General features: G+C 73.3%; 13 protein-coding genes. 9 read left to right on the top strand and 4 right to left on the bottom strand.

Translation table 11 applies throughout. The annotated features are described in order from the left end of the window. Positions 1-63: 63 nt before the first annotated feature. Complete coding sequence (locus tag ABT014_RS03575) at positions 64-3,102, top strand: bifunctional [glutamine synthetase] adenylyltransferase/[glutamine synthetase]-adenylyl-L-tyrosine phosphorylase (protein ID WP_350636600.1); 3,039 nt, start codon at positions 64-66, stop codon at positions 3,100-3,102. Between the two features lie 96 nt (positions 3,103-3,198). Here ABT014_RS03575 and ABT014_RS03570 read toward each other — a convergent pair whose 3' ends face one another. Then, positions 3,199-4,155 carry a phosphatase PAP2 family protein gene (locus ABT014_RS03570; RefSeq protein WP_350636598.1) on the bottom strand — a complete coding sequence of 319 codons (957 nt, stop codon included), beginning with the start codon at positions 4,153-4,155 and terminating at the stop codon, positions 3,199-3,201. Positions 4,156-4,574: 419 nt separating this feature from the next. On the opposite strand from ABT014_RS03570, the gene pulA reads away from it, so the two are divergent. The 4 genes from pulA to ABT014_RS03550 all read left to right on the top strand — a co-directional run bounded on the left by pulA (position 4,575) and on the right by ABT014_RS03550 (position 15,576). Beyond that, on the top strand, positions 4,575-10,112 hold the full coding sequence (pulA, locus tag ABT014_RS03565) for a pullulanase-type alpha-1,6-glucosidase (protein WP_350636596.1): 5,538 nt from the start codon (positions 4,575-4,577) through the stop codon (positions 10,110-10,112). Positions 10,113-10,639: 527 nt separating this feature from the next. Further along, positions 10,640-12,967 carry a M4 family metallopeptidase gene (locus tag ABT014_RS03560; RefSeq protein ID WP_350636594.1) on the top strand — a complete coding sequence of 776 codons (2,328 nt, stop codon included), beginning with the start codon at positions 10,640-10,642 and terminating at the stop codon, positions 12,965-12,967. Between the two features lie 142 nt (positions 12,968-13,109). Next, positions 13,110-13,448 carry a P-II family nitrogen regulator gene (locus ABT014_RS03555; RefSeq protein ID WP_350636592.1) on the top strand — a complete coding sequence of 113 codons (339 nt, stop codon included), beginning with the start codon at positions 13,110-13,112 and terminating at the stop codon, positions 13,446-13,448. A 364-nt stretch (positions 13,449-13,812) separates the two neighbouring features. Then, positions 13,813-15,576 (top strand): carbohydrate-binding module family 20 domain-containing protein, encoded by a 1,764-nt coding sequence (locus ABT014_RS03550; protein WP_502894831.1) that lies wholly within the window; start codon positions 13,813-13,815, stop codon positions 15,574-15,576. Between the two features lie 94 nt (positions 15,577-15,670). Here the strand turns inward: ABT014_RS03550 and ABT014_RS03545 are convergent, their stop codons facing one another. Further along, positions 15,671-16,414 carry an SDR family oxidoreductase gene (locus ABT014_RS03545; RefSeq protein ID WP_350636590.1) on the bottom strand — a complete coding sequence of 248 codons (744 nt, stop codon included), beginning with the start codon at positions 16,412-16,414 and terminating at the stop codon, positions 15,671-15,673. Positions 16,415-16,883: 469 nt separating this feature from the next. On the opposite strand from ABT014_RS03545, the gene ABT014_RS03540 reads away from it, so the two are divergent. From ABT014_RS03540 to ABT014_RS03530, 3 genes are all read left to right on the top strand, one after another. Then, positions 16,884-17,903, top strand: coding sequence for an alpha/beta hydrolase (locus ABT014_RS03540; RefSeq protein ID WP_350636588.1), 1,020 nt, complete (start codon positions 16,884-16,886; stop codon positions 17,901-17,903). Between the two features lie 230 nt (positions 17,904-18,133). Continuing rightward, entirely contained in the window at positions 18,134-18,871 is a 738-nt protein-coding gene (locus ABT014_RS03535) for a hemerythrin domain-containing protein (protein ID WP_350636585.1), read from the top strand. Between the two features lie 62 nt (positions 18,872-18,933). Next, positions 18,934-19,896 (top strand): DUF1152 domain-containing protein, encoded by a 963-nt coding sequence (locus tag ABT014_RS03530; RefSeq protein ID WP_350636583.1) that lies wholly within the window; start codon positions 18,934-18,936, stop codon positions 19,894-19,896. A gap of 35 nt (positions 19,897-19,931) precedes the next feature. On the opposite strand, the gene ABT014_RS03525 is transcribed toward ABT014_RS03530, so the two are convergent. Further along, on the bottom strand, positions 19,932-20,480 hold the full coding sequence (locus ABT014_RS03525; protein WP_350636581.1) for a DUF1697 domain-containing protein: 549 nt from the start codon (positions 20,478-20,480) through the stop codon (positions 19,932-19,934). Between the two features lie 127 nt (positions 20,481-20,607). Here ABT014_RS03525 and ABT014_RS03520 point away from each other — a divergent pair, with 127 nt between their 5' ends. Beyond that, positions 20,608-21,078, top strand: a complete 471-nt coding sequence (locus ABT014_RS03520) for a pyridoxamine 5'-phosphate oxidase family protein (protein ID WP_350636579.1) — start codon at positions 20,608-20,610, stop codon at positions 21,076-21,078. A 24-nt stretch (positions 21,079-21,102) separates the two neighbouring features. On the opposite strand, the gene ABT014_RS03515 is transcribed toward ABT014_RS03520, so the two are convergent. Further along, positions 21,103-21,462, bottom strand: coding sequence for an arsenate reductase family protein (locus ABT014_RS03515; RefSeq protein ID WP_350636577.1), 360 nt, complete (start codon positions 21,460-21,462; stop codon positions 21,103-21,105). Positions 21,463-21,591: the final 129 nt, after the last annotated feature.

Genomic DNA, 21,591 nt, shown 5'->3' with positions numbered 1-21,591 from the left:
TGCTGGGATCGTAGGCTCATGGCTCCCGCGGCGCGCGGGGCCGACCGGCGCAGCGGAGGGGCGATGGCACTGGAGGAACGGGCCGGCAGTCGGATCAGCCGGCCGGAGATCCGCCTGGTCAGGCGCGGTTTCACCGACCCGGAACAGGCGGTGCGGCTGCTCGCCGAACCGGCCCTGCACGGCCTGGCCGCCGATCCGGTGCTGATCGACGCGCTCGGCGCCACCGCGGACCCGGACCTCGCGCTGCTCGGTCTCGCGCGGCTGCTGGAGGCCCTGGAGGAGGGCGAGCGCGCGACCCTGCGGGACACCCTCACCACCTCCAAGCCGCTGCGCGACCGGCTGCTCGGCGTGCTCGGCGCCTCCGCCGCGCTCGGCGACCACCTGGCCCGGCATCCCCGGGACTGGCACGCCCTGGAGACCTTCGAGCAGCGCGACATGCACCCGGGCCAGGCGGAGTTCCGGCGCCAGCTGGCCGACCGGGTCCGGGCGGTGGCGCCGGCCACCCGGCCGGACGCCCTGCGCGCGGCCTACCGCCGGTGCCTGCTGGCGATCGCCGCCCGCGACCTGAGCGGCACCACCGACCTGCCGCAGACCTCGGCCGAGCTGGCCGACCTGGCCGGGGCGACCCTGCAGACCGCGCTGGACATCGCCGCCGACGAGGACCAGGAGGCCGCCGCCGACTGCCGGCTGGCGGTGATCGGCCTGGGCAAGTGCGGCGGCCGGGAGCTCAACTACGTCTCGGACGTCGACGTGATCTTCGTGGCCGAGCCGCGCGAGGGCGTGGAGGAGCAGCGGGCCACCCGGGCCGCGACCCGGCTGGCGGCGCGCACCATGCGGCTGTGCTCGGACACCACCGGCGAGGGCACCATCTGGCCGGTCGACGCCAACCTGCGCCCCGAGGGCCGCAACGGCCCGCTGGTGCGGACGCTGGCCAGCCACCTCGCGTACTACCAGCGCTGGGCCAAGACCTGGGAGTTCCAGGCGTTGCTGAAGGCCCGCCCGGTGGCCGGCGACGCCGAGCTCGGGGCGGCGTACGTCGAGGCGACGGCGCCGCTGGTCTGGCAGGCGGCGGCGCGGGAGAACTTCGTCGCCGACGTCCAGCAGATGCGCCGCCGGGTGGTCGAGGCGATCCCCGCGACCGAGGTCGGCCGCCAGCTCAAGCTCGGCCCCGGCGGCCTGCGCGACGTGGAGTTCGCGGTCCAGCTGCTCCAGCTGGTGCACGGCCGCACCGATCCGGCCCTGCGCAGCGGCAACACGCTGGAGGCGCTGGCCGCGCTGAGCGCCGGCGGCTACGTCGGCCGCGCCGACGCCGCCTCGCTGGACGTCGCCTACCGCTTCCTGCGCTCGCTGGAGCACCGGATCCAGCTGCACCGGCTGCGCCGCACCCACCTGGTGCCGACCGACCCCGACGACCTGCGCCGGCTGGCCCGCTCGCTGTCGCCGCTGATCAACGGCGACACCCGGGCCGACCCGGTGACCGCGCTGGACCGGGAGTGGAAGCGGCACGCGGTCGAGGTGCGGCGGCTGCACGAGCGGCTGTTCTACCGCCCGTTGCTGGACGCGGTCGCGGAGCTGCCGGCCGGGGCGGCCGGGCTCGGCCACGCCGCGCTCACCGCCGAGGGCGCCAAGGCCCGGCTGGAGGCACTCGGCTACGCGGATCCGGCCGCGGCGCTGCGGCACCTGACCGCGCTCGCCTCGGGCGTCAGCCGCAAGGCCGCCATCCAGCGCACCCTGCTCCCGGTGATGCTGGGCTGGTTCGCCGACTCCGCCGACCCGGACGCCGGGCTGCTCAACTTCCGGCTGGTCTCCGACGCGCTCGGCCGCACCCCCTGGTACCTGCGGCTGCTGCGGGACGAGGGCGCCGCCGCCGAGCGGCTGGCCCGGGTGCTGTCGGCCGGCCGGCTCGCCCCCGACCTGCTGCTGCGGGCCCCGGAGGCGGTCGCCATGCTCGGCGACCCGCAGGGGCTGGTGCCGCGCGGCCGGGCCGCGCTGGAGCAGGAGATCCTGGCGGCGGTCGGCCGGGCCGGCAGTGCGGCGGCCGGGGTCGCGGCGGCCCGTGCGGTGCGCCGCCGGGAGCTGTTCCGGACCTCCGCCGCCGACCTGCTGGGCCGGTTCGACCCCGACCCGGCGCGCGCCCTCGACCTCGCCGGCGAGGCGCTCACCGCGCTCAACGCGGCCACCCTGCAGGGCGCGCTGCGGGCCTGCACCGCGGGCTGGGAGGCGGCCCACGGCGAGCTGCCGACCCGGATCGCGGTGATCGCGATGGGCCGCTTCGGCGGGAACGAGCTCGGCTACGGCTCCGACGCGGACGTGCTGCTGGTGCACGAACCGCTGCTCGGCATGCTGGACGAGGACGCCGCCCGGGCCGCCCACGCGGTCTGCCACGAGCTGCGCACCCTGCTCGCCGCACCCGCCACCGAACCCCCGCTGGTGGTCGACGCCGACCTGCGCCCGGAGGGCCGGCAGGGCCCGCTGGTGCGCAGCCTGGCCTCGTACGAGGCGTACTACCGGCGCTGGTCGCACGTCTGGGAGAGCCAGGCGCTGCTGCGCGCGGAGCCGGTGGCGGGCGACGCCGAGCTGGGGGAGCGGTTCCGGGCGCTGATCGATCCGCTGCGCTACCCGGGCGCCGGGGTGCCGGAGCGGGACCTGGTGGAGATCCGTCGGATCAAGGCCAGGATCGAGTCCGAACGGCTGCCGCGCGGGGCCGACCCGACCACCCACACCAAGATCGGGCGCGGCGGGCTCGCCGACGTGGAGTGGACGGTCCAGCTGCTCCAGCTCCAGCACGGGCACGCGGTGCCGGCGCTGCGCACCACCCGGACCAGGGCGGCGCTGGCGGCGGCCGCGGAGGCCGGGCTGATCGAGGCCGAGGACGCGGCGGTGCTGGACACCGCCTGGGTGCTGGCCTCCCGGGTGCGCGGCGCGGTGATGCTGGTGCGCGGCCGGGCCGGGGACTCCTTCCCGGGCGATCCGCGCGAGCTGTCCGGGGTGGCCCGCTACCTGGGTTACGGCGAGGGGCACAGCGGCGAGCTGGTGGACGACTACCGGCGCACCACCCGGCGGGCCCGCGCGGTCGTGGAGCGGCTGTTCTACGGTCCGTGACCAGGGCCCGTCCGGCCACCAGGAAGCCCGGAGCCCCGCCACGGCGAAGGCCCCGCCCGGACGGATCCGGGCGGGGCCTTCGGTGGCGGGGGAGGGTCAGCGCGGGCCGACGCCGACCGTGCTGCTCCACTGCTCGGGCACGGTGACCGGCTTCTCCTGCGGGCCGCCGGGGAGCCGGGGCAGCTGGTAGACCCAGACGTGGTAGACGGCCCGGGCGGCGACGAAGCCGACCGTCAGGCACAGGGCGCCGCCGACGGCGTCCATCCAGAAGTGGTTGGCGGTCGAGATGATCACGACCAGGGTGGCCGCCGGGTAGAGCAGGCCGAGCAGCCGGACCCAGAGCGGGCGGGCCAGGAAGAAGATGGTGAGCCCGCACCAGAGCGACCACCCGATGTGCATCGAGGGCATCGCCGCGTACTGGTTGGAGACGTGCGCGCCGGCGCCGGAGGCCATCGAGCCCCAGGTGTGGTGGGTGAGCACGGTGTCCACGAAGCCTCCGCCGGTCATCAGCCGGGGCGGGGCGAGCGGGAAGAAGTAGAAGCCGACCAGCGCGATGCCGGTGGTCACGAAGAGGACCGTGCGGGCCGCCGCGTAGCGGCCGGGGTGCCTGCGGTAGAGCCAGACCAGGACACCGATGGTGACGATGAAGTGCAGGGTGGCGTAGTAGTAGTTCATCCCCACCACCAGCCAGCCGACCGAGTCGACCGCGTGGTTCACCGAGCGCTCCAGGGCGATGCCGAGGGAGCGCTCGAAGTCCCATATCCAGGTCGCGTGCCGCTGGGCGATCGAGGCCTGCTCGGGCACCGCGTTGCGGACGAGGGAGTAGAGCCAGTAGCTGATGCCGATCAGCGCCAGTTCGAACCAGAGCCGCGGCCGGGCGGGCCGTCTGCGCTGCTCGCGGACCCGGCCGCGCAGGGCGGCGCGGGAGGACTGGGCGACCCGGGTGGCTCCGTCCGGCTGCCGGCCCGGTCGGGCGGCGCCAGGCACGGAACCACCGGTGGTCGCGTCGGCGCGGTCGGCGTCGGCTGCGTTGCTCTCGGTCGGTTCCCCCATGGACGAGAAGTCTGCCAGACGTCCCGTGGCCGCCTGCTCATCCTCTGGTCGGGGATTCTTCACCGACCGTCCCCCTACGGGGGTACGGGTAGAAGAGGTATAGGGACGCATATCGACCATTGTGGCTCGACGGTAACGGCCGGTCGAACGCGGGTGGTCGTTCTTGACCGGACCTTTGACCGGCGGTCCGGGTACGGCCGACCGGCCGTAGGGGTGCCGCAGGGCCGTGGTCCGGGTACGGAGGGGGCTGTGGCCCGCCGGGGGTCAGGTGTCCGGCGGGCGAACTCGACTCTGCTGCCTGCGCAACGGTTCGGTCAAGACCTTGCTTGCAACAATTTCAGCATCTTGCTGAAACATATTTCAGCGCGCTACGGTCCGGCCACTCATCGACGACGAGCCGCATCGAGGGAGAGCCAGCCGTGGCCGAAGTCCAGCCCCGCCCACCCCGGAGCACGACGCCCCACCGCACCCCCGGCCGAGCCGCAGTCCTGCTCGCCGCATCTCTGATCGCCGTCACGCTCGGCGCGGCCCCGGTGGCCGCCGCCGCCCCGCCCACCCCGCCGTCCGACGCCGCGCTGGCGGCCACGGCGGGCCGGCACGACCTCACCCGGGAGCAGTTCTACTTCGTCCTCCCGGACCGCTTCGCCAACGGTTCGAGCGCCAACGACACCGGCGGCGTCACCGGCGGGCGCCTGGACAACGGCCTCGACCCCACCGACAAGGGCTTCTACCACGGCGGCGACCTCCAGGGCCTGATCGACCGGCTCGACTACATCCAGGGCCTGGGCACCACCGCGATCTGGATGGCCCCGATCTTCAAGAACAAGCCGGTCCAGGGCACCGGCGCCGACGCCTCGGCCGGCTACCACGGCTACTGGATCACCGACTTCACCCAGGTCGACCCGCACTTCGGCACCAACGCCCAGCTCAAGGAGCTGATCGCGAAGGCGCACCGCAAGGGCATCAAGGTCTTCTTCGACGTCATCACCAACCACACCGCCGACGTCCTCGACAACCGCGAGCAGAGCCACGGCTACCGCTCCACCGGCGCCTACCCGACCCTGGACACCGACGGCAACCCGGTCGACGAGACCGCGCTCGCCGCGGCCGGCGCACCCTGGCCGAGAACCACCGCCGACTCCTTCCCGTACAGCCCGGTGCTGCGCACCAAGGCCGACGCGACCGCCAAGACCCCGTCCTGGCTGAACGACCCCGCGCTCTACCACAACCGCGGCGACTCGACCTTCGCCGGCGAGTCCGCCACCGAGGGCGACTTCTCCGGCCTCGACGACCTGGACACCCAGAACCCCAGGGTGGTCGAGGGCTTCAAGAAGGTCTACGAGCAGTGGGTCCGCGAGACCGGCGTCGACGGCTTCCGGATCGACACCGTCAAGCACGTCGACCTCGCGTTCTGGCAGCAGTGGGCGCCGGCGCTCAAGAAGTACGCCGCCGACCAGGGCGACAAGCGGTTCTTCATGTTCGGCGAGGTCTACTCCGGCGACCCGGCGATCACCTCCCCGTACGTCACCCGGGGCAAGCTCCAGGCCACCCTGGACTTCCCGTTCCAGGAGGCGGCCCGCTCCTACGTCTCGCAGAACGGCTCCGCCGAGGCGCTGGCCTCGGTCTACGGCCAGGACTACCGCTACACCACCGCCGACACCGACGCCTACGAGTTGCCGACCTTCCTCGGCAACCACGACATGGGCCGGATCGGCTCCTTCCTGCGCACCGACGACCCCGGCGCCGGCCCCGAGCAGCTGCTGCGCAAGGACCAGCTGGCGAACGAGCTCCAGTTCCTCACCCGCGGCCAGCCGGTCGTCTACTACGGCGACGAGCAGGGCTTCACCGGCGCCGGCGGCGACAAAGACGCCCGCCAGGACATGTTCGCCTCGAAGACCCCCTCCTACAACAGCGACCCGGTGATCGGCGGCGCCCCCGGGTCCGCCGACCGCTACGGCCGTACCGGACCCCTCTACCAGGGCATCTCCACCCTCGCCGGGCTGCGCCGGGACAACCCCGCGCTGGCCGACGGCGCCCAGATCGAGCGCTACGCCGCCGACGGCCCGGGGGTGTACGCGTTCTCCCGGATCGACGCGACCCAGCAGGTCGAGTACCTGGTGGCGGTCAACAACGCGGCCGAGCCGAAGACCGTCACGCTGGACACCTTCTCCGCCGGCATGGCCTTCGACCGGCTCTACCCCTCGGCCGGGCAGCGGCTCACCAGCGGCGCCGACCGGAAGGTCACCGTCACCGTGCCGGCGCTCTCCTCGGTGGTCCTCAAGGCCGCCGGGAAGCTCGCCCCGGTCACCGCCGCCCCCGCGATCACCCTGCACGCCCCCGCCGACGGGGCCACCGGCACCGTCACCGTCGGGGCCGCGGTGCCCGGCGGCGGCTTCGACCGGGTGAGCTTCGCCGCCCAGATCGGCTCCGGCCCCTGGCGCACCCTGGGCACCGCCGACAACGGCGACTACCGGGTCACCCAGGACCTGACCGGGACCGCCCCCGGCACCGTGGTCCGCTACAAGGCCGTGGTCCGCGACTCCAGCGGCCACCTGCGCTCCGCCACCGCGAGCTTCACCACCGGCACCCCGGCGCCCGCGCCGGTGCCCACGGCGTCCTCGCGCCCGTACGCGGTGGTCCACTACCAGCGCCGGGACGAGGACTACGACGGCTGGAACCTCTACGCCTGGGGCGACCTCGCCGACGGCGAGTCCACCCCCTGGCCGGCCGGCCACCCCTTCACCGGCCGGGACGCCTACGGGGCGTTCGCCTACGTGAAGCTGAAGAACGGCGCCGCCGACCTCGGCTTCCTGGTGGAGAAGGACGGCACCAAGGACGTCGACACCGACCGGCACATCGAGCTCGGCAGCACCGGGGAGATCTGGCTCAAGGAGGGCGACCCGACCGTCCGCACCAGCAACCCCGACCCGGTCACCCCCGTCCCGGCCGGCACCGCCGTGATCCACTACCACCGGGCCGACGGCACCTACACCGGCTGGGGCCTGCACGACTGGACCGGCGCGGCCACCCCCACCGACTGGGGCAACCCGCTGCCGCCCGCCCGCACCGACGCCTTCGGCGCCGTCTTCGAGGTGCCGCTCGCCCCCGGCGCCACCAGCCTCAGCTACATCCTGCACAACGGCAACGACAAGGACCTGCCCACCGACCAGTCGCTGGACCTCGCCACCACCGGCCGGGAGGTCTGGATCATCGGCGGCCAGGAGGGCCACCTGCTCCCGCAGGCCCCCGGCAGCAGCTCGCAGCTCGACCTCGGCTCCGCCCGCGCCCAGTGGATCGACGCCACCACGGTGGTGGTCCCGGCCGGGTACGGCGCCGGGGACACCGCCCTCGCCGGCGGCACCAGCGCCCAGCTGGTCTACGACCCCGAGGGCGGCATCAAGGCCGACAAGGGCGCGCTCACCCGGCCCGGCCACTGGATCCGGCTCACCCCGACCGCCGGCGGCCTGACCGCCGCCCAGCGGGCCAAGTACCCGCACCTGGCCGGCTACCGCGCCTTCACCGTCGACCCGCGCGACACCGGCCGGGTCACCGCCGCGCTGCGCAGCCAGCTGATCTTCACCGAGCACCTGCCGAACGGCGCCGTGCTCGCCGGCACCGGCGTGCAGATCCCCGGCGTGCTCGACGACCTGTACGCCGGCAAGGCCGCCGCCGCCCGGCTCGGCCCGGTCTACACCGCCCGCCCGGGCCAGGACTGGCTGCGCCGCGACCGCCGGACGGTCACCCTCTCGCTCTGGGCGCCGACCGCCACCGAGGTGTCCGTCCAGCTCTTCGACCGGGCCACCGGCGGCACCCCGCGCACGGTGCCGCTGCGCCGTGACGAGGCCAGCGGGGTCTGGTCGCTGACCCGGGACTCCGGCGAACTCGACGGCCGCTACTACCTGTTCCAGGTCAAGGTGTGGGCGCCCGGCGTCCAGCAGGTGGTCACCAACACCGTCACCGACCCCTACTCGGTGGCCCTGTCGGCGGACTCCCGGCGCAGCCTGGTCACCGACCTCGCCGACCGGGCCAACAAGCCGAAGGGCTGGGACGAGCACCGCACCCCGCCCGCCGTCCCGGCCGTCCGGCAGCAGATCCAGGAGCTGCACGTCCGCGACTTCTCGGTGGCCGACAGCACGGTGCCTGCCCCCGAGCGCGGTACCTACCTGGCCTTCACCGAGTCGCAGTCGGCCGGTATGAAGCACCTGCGCGAGCTGGCCGCCGCCGGCGTCACCACCATCCACCTGCTGCCCACCTTCGACATCGCCACCATCCGGGAGAACCGGGCCGAGCAGCAGCTGCCGGCCTGCGACCTGGCCGCGCTGCCGGCCGACGGCGAGAAGCAGCAGGAGTGCGTGGCGGCCGTCCAGGCCGGCGACGCCTACAACTGGGGCTACGACCCGCTGCACTACACGGTGCCCGAGGGCTCGTACGCCACCGATCCGACCGGCACCGCGCGCACGGTGCAGTTCCGCGCGATGGTGCAGGCGATGCACGAGGCAGGCCTGCGGGTGGTGCTGGACGTGGTCTACAACCACACCGCCGCGGCCGGGCAGGCCGAGCACTCGGTGCTCGACAAGGTGGTGCCCGGGTACTACCAGCGGCTCGGCGACAGCGGCCAGGTGACCACCGACAGCTGCTGCGCCGACACCGCGCCCGAACACGCCATGATGAACAAGCTGGTGGTCGACTCGGTGGTGACCTGGGCCCGGCAGTACCGGGTGGACGGCTTCCGCTTCGACCTGATGGGGCTCGACCCGAAGTCGACGATGCTGGACGTGCGTTCCGCGCTGTCCACGCTGACCGCGCAGCGGGACGGGGTCGAGGGCAAGGACGTCTTCCTGTACGGGGAGGGCTGGAACTTCGGCACCGTCGCCGACGACGCCCGGTTCGTCCAGGCCACCCAGGCGAACATGGCGGGCACCGGGATCGCCACCTTCAACGACCGGATCCGCGACGCCGCGCGCGGCGGCAACTTCCAGCTCACCTCCGCCCCGCAACAGGGCTTCGCCTCCGGCCTGTTCACCGACCCGAACGGCTCGGCCGACAACGGCACCCCCGAGCAGCAGAAGGCCCGGCTGCTGCACCAGATGGACCAGATCAAGGTCGCACTGGCCGGCAATCTGGCCGGATTCGGCTTCACCGACAGCAGCGGCAAGGCCGTCACCGGTGCGGGCGTCGACTACAACGGCGCCCCGACGGGCTACGCGGCCGCGCCCGGCGAGGCGGTCGAGTACCTGGACGCGCACGACAACGCCGACCTGTTCGACGCGCTCGCGTACAAGCTGCCGCCGGCCACCGCGCCGGCCGACCGGGCCCGGATGCAGGCGCTCGGGCTGTCGCTGACCGCGCTCGCCCAGGGGCCGGGCTTCGCCCAGGCCGGCAGCGACCTGCTGCGTTCCAAGTCGCTGGACGCCAACTCCTACGACTCGGGCGACTGGTTCAACGCGATCCACTGGGACTGCCGGCAGGGCAACGGCTGGGGCCGGGGCGTGCCGATGGCCGCCGACAACCAGGCGATGTGGCCGGTCGCCAAGTCGCTGCTGGCCGATCCCCGGCTGACCGTCGGCTGCAACGAGACCGGCGCGAGCAGCGCGATCTACCAGCAGTTCCTGCGGATCCGGCAGGCCTCGCCGCTGTTCGCCCTGAGCAGCGCCGCCGAGGTGCAGCGCCGGCTGTCCTTCCCGCTGTCCGGCGGTGCGGGGGAGACCCCGGGGGTGATCACCATGCACCTGGACGGCACCGGGCTGGCCGGCGCCGAGAAGGGCCTGACCGTGGTCTTCAACGCCACCCCGACCACCCAGCGGCAGACCGTGGCCGTGCTGGCGGGCACCGCCCAGAGCCTGCACCGGGTGCAGGCGCAGGGCGCCGATCCGGTGGTCAAGCAGGCCGGGTTCGATCCGGCCACCGGCGCCTTCACGGTGCCGGCCCGGTCCGTGGCGGTGTTCGTGCAGAACTGACCGAGATCCCTTGCGCCACAGGGGCCCCGCCACCGCGGGGCCCCTGTGGCGTACGGGGGTCTCGGGGGCGCCGGTGGCCGAAAAAGGCCGCTCCAGGCTTGAAGAGTCTGACATGTACGGGCCCTTGCGATCTTCCGGAACCGACCGTCCGTTCGGCCGGTCTACGCGCGCAGTGCGGCGGCTAGCTCCATCGCTGCCGAAGCGCAACGACATCCATGCCCAGGAAGCCGCGACCGTGGCACCGCTCCGGCTTTGCGGTGCCATTGGCAGTAATTGGCCAATCAGTGGCATGCATCTGTCATTCATGGTCCGTTTGCTGCCACGATTCCCCCGGCTGCAGACGAGTGGGGCCCCACCCCCCGGTGCAGCCGATCCAGCGCAGGTTCAGCGCTACCGCACTTCGCTCCGCTCCTGATCGCACCGCACCCACGCCGCGCACCAGCGGCAGGGCCCCCGCTGCGCCGCAACCCCGCGGCCAGGTTCTCTCCACCGGACGTGACCCCGCGCCGGTCGGAAAAGGAGTCTGCATGCCCCGCTACACCCATGCCCGGACGAGTCTGGCCGCCCTCGCCGCCACCACCGCGCTGCTGGTGACCGGCTTCCCGGTCGTCGCCGCGCAGGCCGCTCCGGCCGCTCCCGCCCCGGTCTCGGCGGCCGGTCACGCCTCCGCGCTCGCCGCCGCCGGCCAGCAGAGCGCCGCGCTGGCGCAGACCCTCGGCCTCGGCAGCCAGGAGAAGCTGGTCGTCAAGGACGCCTTCAAGGACGCCGACGGGACCCAGCACTTCCGCTACGAGCGCACCTACGCCGGACTCCCGGTGCTCGGCGGTGACCTGGTGGTGCACCAGACCGCCGGCGGCGTCGTGAAGGGTGTCGACAAGGCCACCCAGGCCTCGCTGACCGGTGTCAGCACCACCCCGGCCCTGGCCGCCCCGAAGGCGCAGGCCACCGCGCTCGCCGCCGAGGCCGGCTCCAGCCTGGAGGCCGCCCCGCGCCTGGTCGTCTGGGCCGCCGACGGCAACCCGCGGCTCGCCTGGGAGACCGTGGTGTCCGGCAAGGAGGCCGACGGCACCCCGAGCAAGCTGCACGTGGTCACCGACTCCAGCACCGGCGCGGTGATCCACTCGTTCGAGGGCATCCAGACCGGCACCGGCCAGGGCGTCTTCGTCGGCAACGTCACCATCGGCACCACGCTGTCGGGTTCGACGTACCAGATGAAGGACACCACCCGCGGTGGGATGTACACCACCAACATGAACAACGGGACGTCCGGCAACGGCACCCTGTTCACCAAGTCCACCGACGCCTGGGGCAACGGCCAGGCGAGCAACAAGGAGTCCGCGGCCGTCGACGCCCACTACGGCGTCGCGATGACCTGGGACTACTACAAGAACACCTTCGGCCGCAACGGCATCCGCAACGACGGTGTCGGCGCCTACAGCCGCGTCCACTACGACAACGGCTACGTCAACGCGTTCTGGGACGACTCCTGCTTCTGCATGACCTACGGCGACGGCGCGAACAACACCGCCCCGCTCACCGAACTCGACGTGGCCGGCCACGAGATGAGCCACGGCGTCACCGCCGCCACGGCCAACCTCAACTACTCGGGCGAGTCCGGCGGCCTCAACGAGGCCACCTCGGACATCTTCGGCTCGATGGTGGAGTTCTACGCCAACATCCCGTCCGACAACCCGGACTACCTGATCGGCGAGCTCATCAACATCAACGGGGACGGCACGCCGCTCCGTTACATGGACAAGCCGTCCAAGGACGGGGCCTCCGCCGACTACTGGTCCTCCACCGTCGGCAACAAGGACGTCCACTACTCGTCCGGCGTCGCCAACCACTTCTTCTACCTGCTGGCCGAGGGCAGCGGCGCGAAGGTGATCAACGGCGTCAGCTACAACAGCCCCACCTCCAACGGCTCCACCCTCACCGGCATCGGCCGGGACAAGGCCGCCGCGATCTGGTACCGCGCGCTGACCACCTACATGACCTCCACCACCAACTACGCGGCCGCGCGCACCGCGACCATCAACGCCGCCAACGACCTGTACGGCGCGAGCAGCGCCGAGGCCGCCGCGGTCGCCAACACCTGGGCCGGCGTCAACGTCGGTTCCGTGGTCAGCAACTCGCCGGTGGTGGCCAACCCCGGCAACCAGACCACCCAGGTCAACACCGCGGTCAACCTGCAGATCTCGGCCACCGGTGGCACCGGCGCGCTGACCTACTCGGCCACCGGCCTGCCGGCCGGCCTGTCGATCAACGCCTCCACCGGCAAGATCACCGGCACGGTGACCACCGCGGGCACCTCCAGCGTGGTCGTGACCGCCAAGGACACCGCCAACAAGACCGGCACCACCAGCTTCACCTGGACGGTCAACAGCACCGGCGGCGGCTGCACCTCGACCCAGCTGCTCGGCAACGCGGGCTTCGAGACCGGCTCCGCCGCGCCGTGGACCACCACCTCCGGCGTGGTCGACAGCAGCTCCTCCCAGGCCGCCCACTCCGGCTCCTGGAAGGCCTGGCTGAACGGCTACGGCTCCACCCACACGGACTCCGCCGCCCAGACGGTGACCATCCCGGCGGGCTGCCACGCCACCCTCAGCTACTGGCTGCACATCGACACCGCGGAGACCACCACCACCACCGCGTACGACAAGCTGACCGTGACGGTCAACGGCACCACCGTGGCCTCGTACTCGAACCTCAACAAGGCCACCGGCTACGCCCAGAAGACCGTCGACCTGTCGGCCTACGCCGGTCAGACGGTGACCCTGAAGTTCAACGGCGTCGAGGACTCCTCGCTGCAGACGAGCTTCGTGATCGACGACACCGCGATCCAGACCAGCTGACACCGGCTCGGTGAAGAAGGGCCCGGCAGCCACGGCTGCCGGGCCCTTCGGCGGTACGATCGCGTCGTCCCGGACCGCGCCGGCCTTCGCGGCCCGCGCCGCCGCAGCCACGCACCCCGGACCCCGGACGGAACCCCGCGCCATGAAGCTGATCACCGCCGTCGTCAAGCCGTTCAAGCTGGACGAGGTCAAGACCGCGTTGCAGGAGCTCGGGGTGCACGGACTGACCGTCACCGAGGCCAGCGGGTACGGCCGCCAGCACGGGCACACCGAGGTCTACCGGGGTGCCGAGTACCGGATCGACCTGGTGCCCAAGGCGCGGCTGGAGGTGGTGGTGGAGGACGCCGACGCCGAGGCGGTGATGGCGGCGATCGTGGCCGCCGCCCGGACCGGGAAGATCGGTGACGGCAAGGTGTGGTCCGTCCCGGTGGAGGGGATCGTCCGGGTCCGCACCGGGGAGCGCGGGCCCGACGCGGTCTGACGCGCTCCGACGGCGGGTCCGCACCCGCCGCTGCTGTTCCGGCACCGTGTCGACCTTCCGGTGCCGCCGCGGCCACCGCCCGCCCCCGCTGGGGGAGCGGCCGGTGGCGCCGCCGTGCCCGGCGGCCGGGCCGAACCGTTGCCGCGCACGCCCTTGACGCGCCCACGACGCGGCCATATGTTTCCAGCGCACTGCAAGTTTCCTGAAAGTTTCAATGAGCTTTCAGCGGGCTTTCACGCCGGGTCGCGCCCCACCTTCCGCACCCGTCGGCTCCGCCGTGCCACCTCACCGCCCCCGCCGTACCCGCCCGTGCACCTGCGTCCACGGGCCGAACCAGGCCGCCCACCCGCCCCCTGGAGACATCGTGGTCACCCTTCCCCCCACCCGCCGGCCCGCCCGCGCCACCGGCGCGCTGGCTGCCGCAGCCACCCTCGCGCTGTCGATCGGCGCCGGCCTCACCCTGGCGCCCAGCGCCGACGCCACCCCGCCCGGCGGTGGCAAGGACGTCACCGCCACCCTCTTCGAGTGGAAGTTCGACTCGGTCGCCAAGGCCTGCACCGACACGCTCGGCCCCAAGGGCTACGGCTTCGTCGAGGTCTCGCCGCCCCAGGAGCACATCCAGGGCGCCCAGTGGTGGACCTCCTACCAGCCCGTCAGCTACCGGATCGCCGGCCGGCTCGGCGACCGCACCTCCTTCCAGGCCATGGTGGCCAGCTGCCACGCGGCGGGCGTCAAGGTGATCGCCGACTCGGTGGTCAACCACATGTCCGCCGGCTCCGGCACCGGCACCGGCGGGACGGTCTACAGCAAGTACAACTACCCCGGGTACTACCAGGACCAGGACTTCCACTCCTGCCGCACCGCGATCTCCAACTACGCCGACCGCGGCAACGTGCAGAACTGCGAGCTGGTCAACCTCTCCGACCTCGACACCGGCAGCGCGTACGTCCGGCAGACCATCGCCAACTACCTCAGCGACCTGCTCTCGCTCGGCGTCGACGGGTTCCGGATCGACGCGGCCAAGCACATCGCGGCCGCCGACCTGTCGGCCATCAAGGCCAGGACGAGCAACCCGAACGCCTACTGGGTGCAGGAGGTGATCTACGGCGCCGGCGAGCCGATCCAGCCCGCCGAGTACACCGGCACCGGCGACGTCGACGAGTTCCGCTCCGCGACCTGGCTGAAGAGCGCCTTCGACGGCGGCCGCATCGCCGACCTCTCGACCTGGGGCTCCGGCCTGCTCGGCAGCTCCCAGGCCCGCACCTTCGTCGACAACTGGGACACCGAGCGCAACGGCTCCACCCTCACCTACAAGTACGGCAACACCTACACCCTGGCCAACGTCTTCCTGCTGGCCTCGCCGTACGGATCGCCCAACGTCTACTCCGGCTACGCCTTCAACGGCAACGACGACGGCCCGCCGAACGGCGGCACCGTCAACTCCTGCTACCAGGACGGCTGGAACTGCACCCACGCCTGGCGGCAGGTCGCCAACATGGTCGGCTTCCGCAACGCCGTGGCCGGCACCGCGCTGACCGACTGGTGGTCCGACGGCAGCAACGCGATCGCGTTCGGCCGCGGCGGCAAGGGCTACGTGGCGATCAACCACGAGAGCGGCCCGCTCACCCGGACCTTCCAGACCTCGCTGCCGGCCGGCAGCTACTGCGACGTCCAGCACGGCGACCCGGTCGCCGGCGGCTGCACCGGAGTGAGCTACACGGTGGGCGCGGACGGCAGGTTCACCGCGACGGTCGGCGCGGGCGACGCGGTCGCGCTGTACGTCGGCGCGGGTGGCGGCGGCACGACCGCGTCCCCCTCCCCGTCCTCCTCCGCGGCCGCCGGGGCCTCGTTCGCGGTCAACGCGACCACGGTGTTCGGCCAGAACATCTTCGTGGTCGGCGACAACGCCGCCCTCGGCGGCTGGGACCCGGCCAAGGCGCTGCCGCTCTCCTCGGCGTCCTACCCGGTCTGGAAGCTGGACCTCGCCCTGCCGGCGGGCACCGCCTTCCAGTACAAGTACCTCCGCAAGGAGGCGAACGGCTCGGTCACCTGGGAGAGCGGCGCCAACCGCACCGCCACCGTCCCGGCCGGCGGCAAGGTCACGCTGAACGACACCTGGCACAGCTGACCCGGCCCCCCGATCCCCGCCCGGCGAGGCCGCGGCGGGGGTCACGGCTTCGCCCCGGACCCGGTGGCGCGCCGCCGTTCCGGGCGGCCGCCCCTCAGCCCCGCCCGATGTACGGCATCGCCGTCGCCAGCACGGTGGCGAACTGGATGTTGGCCTCCAGCGGCAGCTCGGCCATCTGCCGCACGGTCCGGGCGACATCGGCCACGTCCATGGTGGGCTCGGCGGCGATCCGCCCGTCCGCCTGGCGCACTCCCACGCTCATCGCCTCGGTCATGTCGGTGGCCGCGTTGCCGATGTCGATCTGGCCGCAGGCGATCCGGTACGGGCGGCCGTCCAGCGAGAGCGACCTGGTCAGACCGGTGACGGCGTGCTTGGTCGCGGTGTAGGCGATGCTGTGCGGGCGCGGCACGTGCGCGGAGATCGAACCGTTGTTGATGATCCGCCCGCCCTGCGGCCGCTGCCCCTTCATCTGGCGGAACGCCCCCTGGGCGCACAGGAAGGCGCCGGTGAGGTTGAGGTCGACCACCGCCCGCCACTCGGCGTGGCCCAGCTCCTCGACCGGGGTCGGGGCGCCGAAGGTGCCGGCGTTGTTGAAGAGCAGGTCGAGCCGGCCGAAGCGTTCGGCGGTCTCGGCGAACAGCGCGTCCACGGCGGCGGGGTCGGTGACGTCGGTCGGCACCACGGCCGCCGAGGGCGCGCCGAGCCGGGCGGTCTCGCGCAGCGGCTCGCTGCGGCGCCCGGCCAGGACCAGCTGCCACCCGGCCCCGGCGAGTTCCAGGGCGACCGCCCGCCCGACCCCGCTGCCGGCTCCGGTGACCACGGCGACCTGCTGCGACACGTGCTGCTCCTCGGTGCTCGACGCTGCCCCGATGATCCCCCGCCCCGGCCCGGCGCGTCACTGGTACGAGCGTCCAAGCCCGGCACCGGCGGGCGGCGGGCCCGCTGGCGGGACGTCCGGAACGGCGCGGCCCGGCGTGAGAGTGGTCACGCCGGGCCCCGGGCGAGGCGCCGGCCGGGGCGTCCGTGCCGCCCGTCGTACGCCGGGCCCGGCGGGACGGGCCCGCGGGCCGACCCTGTCCTCCGGCGGGGTGAGACCCCCGCCGGACGGGGGGTTCCGCCCCTGTGGCGCAACCGGTCGCGGGGTCGACCCGTCATAGGATCACAGGTGCTGCGGTCCCCGTTCGGGGCCCGCCGTGCCAGTTCCGGGGCGGCTGACGCGCAGTGGTCGGTCGCCCGTTCCCAGGCCCCGTCGGGGCCACTGCCCGGATCCACCGACCGGGCGAGACACCGCTCGGAGAGTCCCCACCGTGCAGCCGCAGCCGCTCGCCACCCGTACCCGCGCCGTCCTGTCCGCCGTCGCCGCCCTCGGCCTGGCCGCCGCCCTGGCGGCGTGCGGCAGTACCGACACCGGCAAGCCGGTCGGCGACGGTGCGAAGACGGCCGGTGGGTCCGCCCCCGCCGCCCCGCCGAGCCCCACCAAGGCCTCGAAGGTGCTCAAGCCGACCGGACCGGCCGCCGAGCTCAAGACGGTCGGGCAGACCGGGGTCGGCCCGATCCTGTCGACCACGCTGACCGGGGCGAAGTCCGGGGTCACCGGCAAGGTCTGGGTCTGGCTCCCGCCGGAGTACAACGACCCCAAGTACGCCAACACCGGTTTCCCCGTGCTCACCCTCTACGCGGGCGGCCAGAGCGCCGGCTACAACACCTGGACCGACAACCAGCTGCCGATCCAGGCCGCCGACGTGGAGCTGACCAAGCAGGGCAAGGCGCACCCGTTCATCATGATCATGCCGGTGCAGAACCTGAACTCCAGCGAGGCCACCGCCATGGAGTGCGCGGACATCCCCGGCCAGCCCAAGATCGGCACCTGGATGGCCGAGGACATCCCGGACTTCGTCCGCGCCAACTTCCGCACCGTCAAGGGCCGGGACGGCTGGGCCGTGATGGGTGCCTCCACCGGCGCGTTCTGCAGCGCCAAGCTCGCCCTCCAGCACCCGGACGTGTTCAAGGCCGCCGTCCCGATCGACGGGTACTTCAACCCGGACTCCCCGCTCTGGAAGGGCCACGAGCAGGAGCGGCTGGCCAACAGCCCCGACCAGCTGGCCGCCGTCGGCACCGCGGACGTCCGGATGCTCGCCACCGCCGGCCAGGCCAACACCGGCGAGGTCAAGACGGTCAAGGCCTGGGTGGCCAAGGTGAAGGCGCCCGCCACCGTCGAGTACTACGAGCAGCCCGGCGGCAAGCACCTGACCTCCGACTTCAAGAAGATGATCCCGCTCACCCTGGAGTGGCTGTCCAAGAACGTGGCCGGCCCCGAGAGCGACTGACCCGGGACGGGGTTCGCGAAGCCGCCCCCGCCCGGGGGCGGCACGCGCGATACTGGTCGGGCAGGCCCCGCGGCAGGCCGGCGAAAACCGCCGACGACCCCGCTGACCTGCGCGTCAATCAGACATTGATTCGACCCTGATGGCATATCACCACCCTGGAGACCCGGGCCGGGACGCCGCAGATGCGGAGTCCGCAGCGGCCAGCCTCAGCCAGTCGTGAAGAGAGCGCCATGCCCAGCCACCTGCTGCCCGTCAGGACCCCGCACGTCCCCGCCCAGCCGGACGGGGAGAGCGCTCGGGCCACCGCCGAACCGCCCACCGAGCCGATCCCGTTCGCCGGCCTCCAGCTGGTGCACGCCGCCCTGCGCCGCGACCTCGCCCGCCTGCCCAACGCGCTCCGGCTGCTCCAGCCCGGCGACACGGTGGCCGGTGACGCGCTCCAGCGGCACTGGGACTTCATGATCGCCATGATCACCTGCCACCACGAGCAGCAGGACACCCGGCTCTGGCCGCTGCTGCGCCGGTTCGTCCCCGAGCTGCGGCTGCTGCTCAACTGGCTGGAGGCCGACCACCACAACCTCGACCACTCGTTCACCCGGGTCACCACCCTGGTCCGGATCGCCACCCGGGACGCGGCCAGCAGCTGGCCGGTCGCGTACGCGGTCGAGGAGCTGGCCGCCCGGCTGGAGACCCACCTGCGGATCGAGGAGCGCCAGCTGCTGCCGCGGATGGCCGGCGTCTTCCCGGCCGGCTCCCGGATCGGCACCCTGCCCGAGCTGCTCGACCTGATCCGGCTCGCCGACGGCCCGGCCTCCTCGGACGCCCTGGTCTGGCTGCTCGACGGCGTGCCCGAGGACCAGATCGACCGGCTGCTCGCCGACTGCGACCACGAGACCGCCCGCCACTGGCCGCACTGGCGCGACACCTACGCCCGCTGCACCGACCAGCTGTGGGGACCGCGGGTCTAGCGACCGCCCGGCGGAGGTGAAAACCGGCCCGGCGGCGGCCGCCGCCCTGGTAGCGTCCGCCGGTGCCCTCGCTCTTCGAACCCCCGCTGCTCACCCGCCTGATGGCCGCCGACCGGATCCTGATCGCCGGCGCGGGCGGAGGCTTCGACGTCTACGCCGGCCTGCCGATCGCCCTCGCGCTGCGCGAGGCCGGCAAGGACGTGCACCTGGCCAACCTGTCGTTCAGCCACCTCCACGGCCTGGACACCGACGTCTGGCTGGAGTCCGACGTGGCCGCCGTCCGCCCCGACACCCGGTCGGCCGAGCGGTACTTCCCGGAGCGCACCCTGGCTCGCTGGCTGCGGACCCACGGCATGCCGGACACCGTCTGGGCCTTCGACCGGGTGGGCGTCCGGCCGCTGCGCGCGGCCTACCGGGCGCTCGTGCGACACCTGGGCATCGACGCGATCCTGCTGGTCGACGGCGGCACCGACATCCTGATGTGCGGGGACGAGGCGGGGCTCGGCACCCCGGAGGAGGACATGGCCAGCCTCGGCGCGGTGGCCGGCCTGACCGAGGTCCCCGAACGGCTGGTCAGCTGCCTGGGGTTCGGCGTCGACGCCTACCACGGCGTCAACCACAGCCTGGTGCTGGAGAACCTGGCCGCGCTCGACCGGGCCGGCGGCTACCTCGGCGCCTTCTCGCTGCCCCGCGACTCCCGCGAGGGCGCGCTCTACCTGGACGCGGTGGCGCACGCCCGGGACGCCTTCCCGGAGCACCCCAGCATCGTGCACGGATCGGTCGCCGCCGCCGTGCGCGGCGAGTTCGGCGACGTCCGGTTCACCGAACGCACCCGGCACAGCGAGCTGTTCGTCAACCCGCTGATGACGCTGTACTTCTCGGTCACCGTCGAGGCGCTGGCCGCCCGGCATCGCTACCTCGACCGGATCGAGCACACCGTGCTGCTGCGCCAGATCAGCACCGCCGTCGAGGAGTTCCGCGACGGCCTCGCCGGGCTGCGGGCGCCGCGGATGTTCCCGCACTGACGGCCCGCCGGCCCGGCCCTCCGGACCCGGCGGCCTCAGGCCTTCCGGGCCGCCGCGACGATCTTCGCGGTGGTGTGGAAGAAGCGCGAGGTGCCCTGGCCGCCGTACCCGGGGGGAAGGGCGGTGGCCGGGTTGGACCCGAGCCGGCCGCCGCGCAGGTGCATCACCACGTACGCCGCGCCCGGGGTGGCCCCGAGGATCTCCCAGTCGCCCTTGGCCGAGCGCAGCGGGAACTCCAGGCCCCCCGGCAGCGGTTCGGACAGGAACACCACGCACAGGCGCAGCTCCGGCGTCACCTCCACACCCGCGAACGGCTCGGCCGCGACCAGCTCCTCGACCTCCTCGACGGTGCGGACCATGGTCGGCACCGGGAAGCCGAGGGCGGCCTCCAGATGCCGTCCGATCCGCCGGCCGAGCGCGGACAGGTCCTGCTCCTCGGTGTCGAAGAAGACGTTCCCGCTCTGGATGTAGCTGCGCACCCGCTCGAGCCCGAGCTCGGCGAAGAGGGCGCGCAGCCGCTCCATCTTCACGGTCCGCCCGCCGACGTTGATCGCGCGCAGGAATGCGATGCAGGTCTGTGCCATCCGGCCAGTCTCGCAGTGACCACCGACAGCGACCACCGAGAGCGACCACCGGCGGCAGCGCCTGTCGGCCCCCGACCCGGGGCCCGGCCTGGGCCGGTCCGTCGGTGGCCGCTGGCACACTGGCGCCATGGCTACCTGGCAGGATTTCGAACAGCAGGCCCCGGATCTCGCACCCGCCGTACGCGCCCGGTTCGAGGCCCACAAGCACCACGTGCTGGCCACCCTGCGCAGGGACGGCGCGCCGCGGGTCAGCGGCACCGAGGTGCAGTTCATCGGCGCGGAGCTGACGGCCGGGTCGATGTTCGGCGCCGTGAAGGCCCGCGACCTGCAACGGGACGGGCGCTACGCCCTGCACAGCCACCCGGGCGACGAGACGATGGTCGACGGCGACGCCAAGATCTCCGGGGTCGCCGCCGAGCTCACCGACGCGCTGGAGCTCGCCGCGTACGAGAGCGAGCTCCCGCAGGCCCAGCCCGGCCCGTACCACGCCTTCCGGCTGGGCCTGTCCGAGGTGGTGCTGACCACGGTGGACGGCGACCGGCTGGTGATCCGCTCCTGGCGCCCGGGCGAGGAGGTCCGGACCACGACCCGCACCTGACCGTGCGGGGCCCGGCCGCGCCGATCAGCCGGGGAGGACCGAGCGGACCGCCTCCGGGGTGCGGGCCACCACGGCGTGCCCGTCGTCCGCGGTGATGATCGGGCGCTGGATCAGGATCGGGTGCTCGGCCAGCGCGGCGATCCAGCGGTCCCGGTCGGCCGCCTCGCGCGGCCACTGCTTCATGCCCAGGTCCTTGGCCACCTGCTCGTCCAGCCGGGTGATGTCCCACGGCTCCAGCAGCAGCCGGCCGAGCACCTGCTCCAGCTCGGCGGCGGTCGGCGGGTCCTCCAGGTAGCGGCGGACGGTGTACTCGGCCCCGGCCGCGTCCAGGTCGGTGAGGGCGCTGCGGCACTTGCCGCAGCGCGGGTTGATCCAGATCTCCATCCCGCCACCCTACTCAGCGCGGCCCCGCCCACCCGGGGTCCCGGCCGGGTGTCGGCGGCTCCGCCGCGGCCGGGTGCGGGCCGGCCCTGCAGCCCGGGAACGCCGCCGCGCCCGCCGTCCGTTGCTCCC

Source organism: Kitasatospora sp. NPDC094015 (genome assembly GCF_040304075.1).
GTDB lineage: Bacteria > Actinomycetota > Actinomycetes > Streptomycetales > Streptomycetaceae > Kitasatospora.
Note: the sequence above shows the minus strand (reverse complement) of the source record. Positions and strands in the feature narration are given on the sequence as shown.

Bases quoted from the DNA above. Each gene is read 5' to 3' on its own strand.
- ABT014_RS03575 (WP_350636600.1), top strand. From the start codon at position 64: ATGGCACTGGAGGAACGGGCCGGCAGTCGGATCAGCCGGCCGGAGATC.
- ABT014_RS03570 (WP_350636598.1), bottom strand. From the start codon at position 4,155: ATGGGGGAACCGACCGAGAGCAACGCAGCCGACGCCGACCGCGCCGAC.
- ABT014_RS03560 (WP_350636594.1), top strand. From the start codon at position 10,640: ATGCCCCGCTACACCCATGCCCGGACGAGTCTGGCCGCCCTCGCCGCC.
- ABT014_RS03555 (WP_350636592.1), top strand. From the start codon at position 13,110: ATGAAGCTGATCACCGCCGTCGTCAAGCCGTTCAAGCTGGACGAGGTC.
- ABT014_RS03535 (WP_350636585.1), top strand. From the start codon at position 18,134: ATGCCCAGCCACCTGCTGCCCGTCAGGACCCCGCACGTCCCCGCCCAG.
- ABT014_RS03525 (WP_350636581.1), bottom strand. From the start codon at position 20,480: ATGGCACAGACCTGCATCGCATTCCTGCGCGCGATCAACGTCGGCGGG.
- ABT014_RS03520 (WP_350636579.1), top strand. From the start codon at position 20,608: ATGGCTACCTGGCAGGATTTCGAACAGCAGGCCCCGGATCTCGCACCC.
- ABT014_RS03515 (WP_350636577.1), bottom strand. From the start codon at position 21,462: ATGGAGATCTGGATCAACCCGCGCTGCGGCAAGTGCCGCAGCGCCCTC.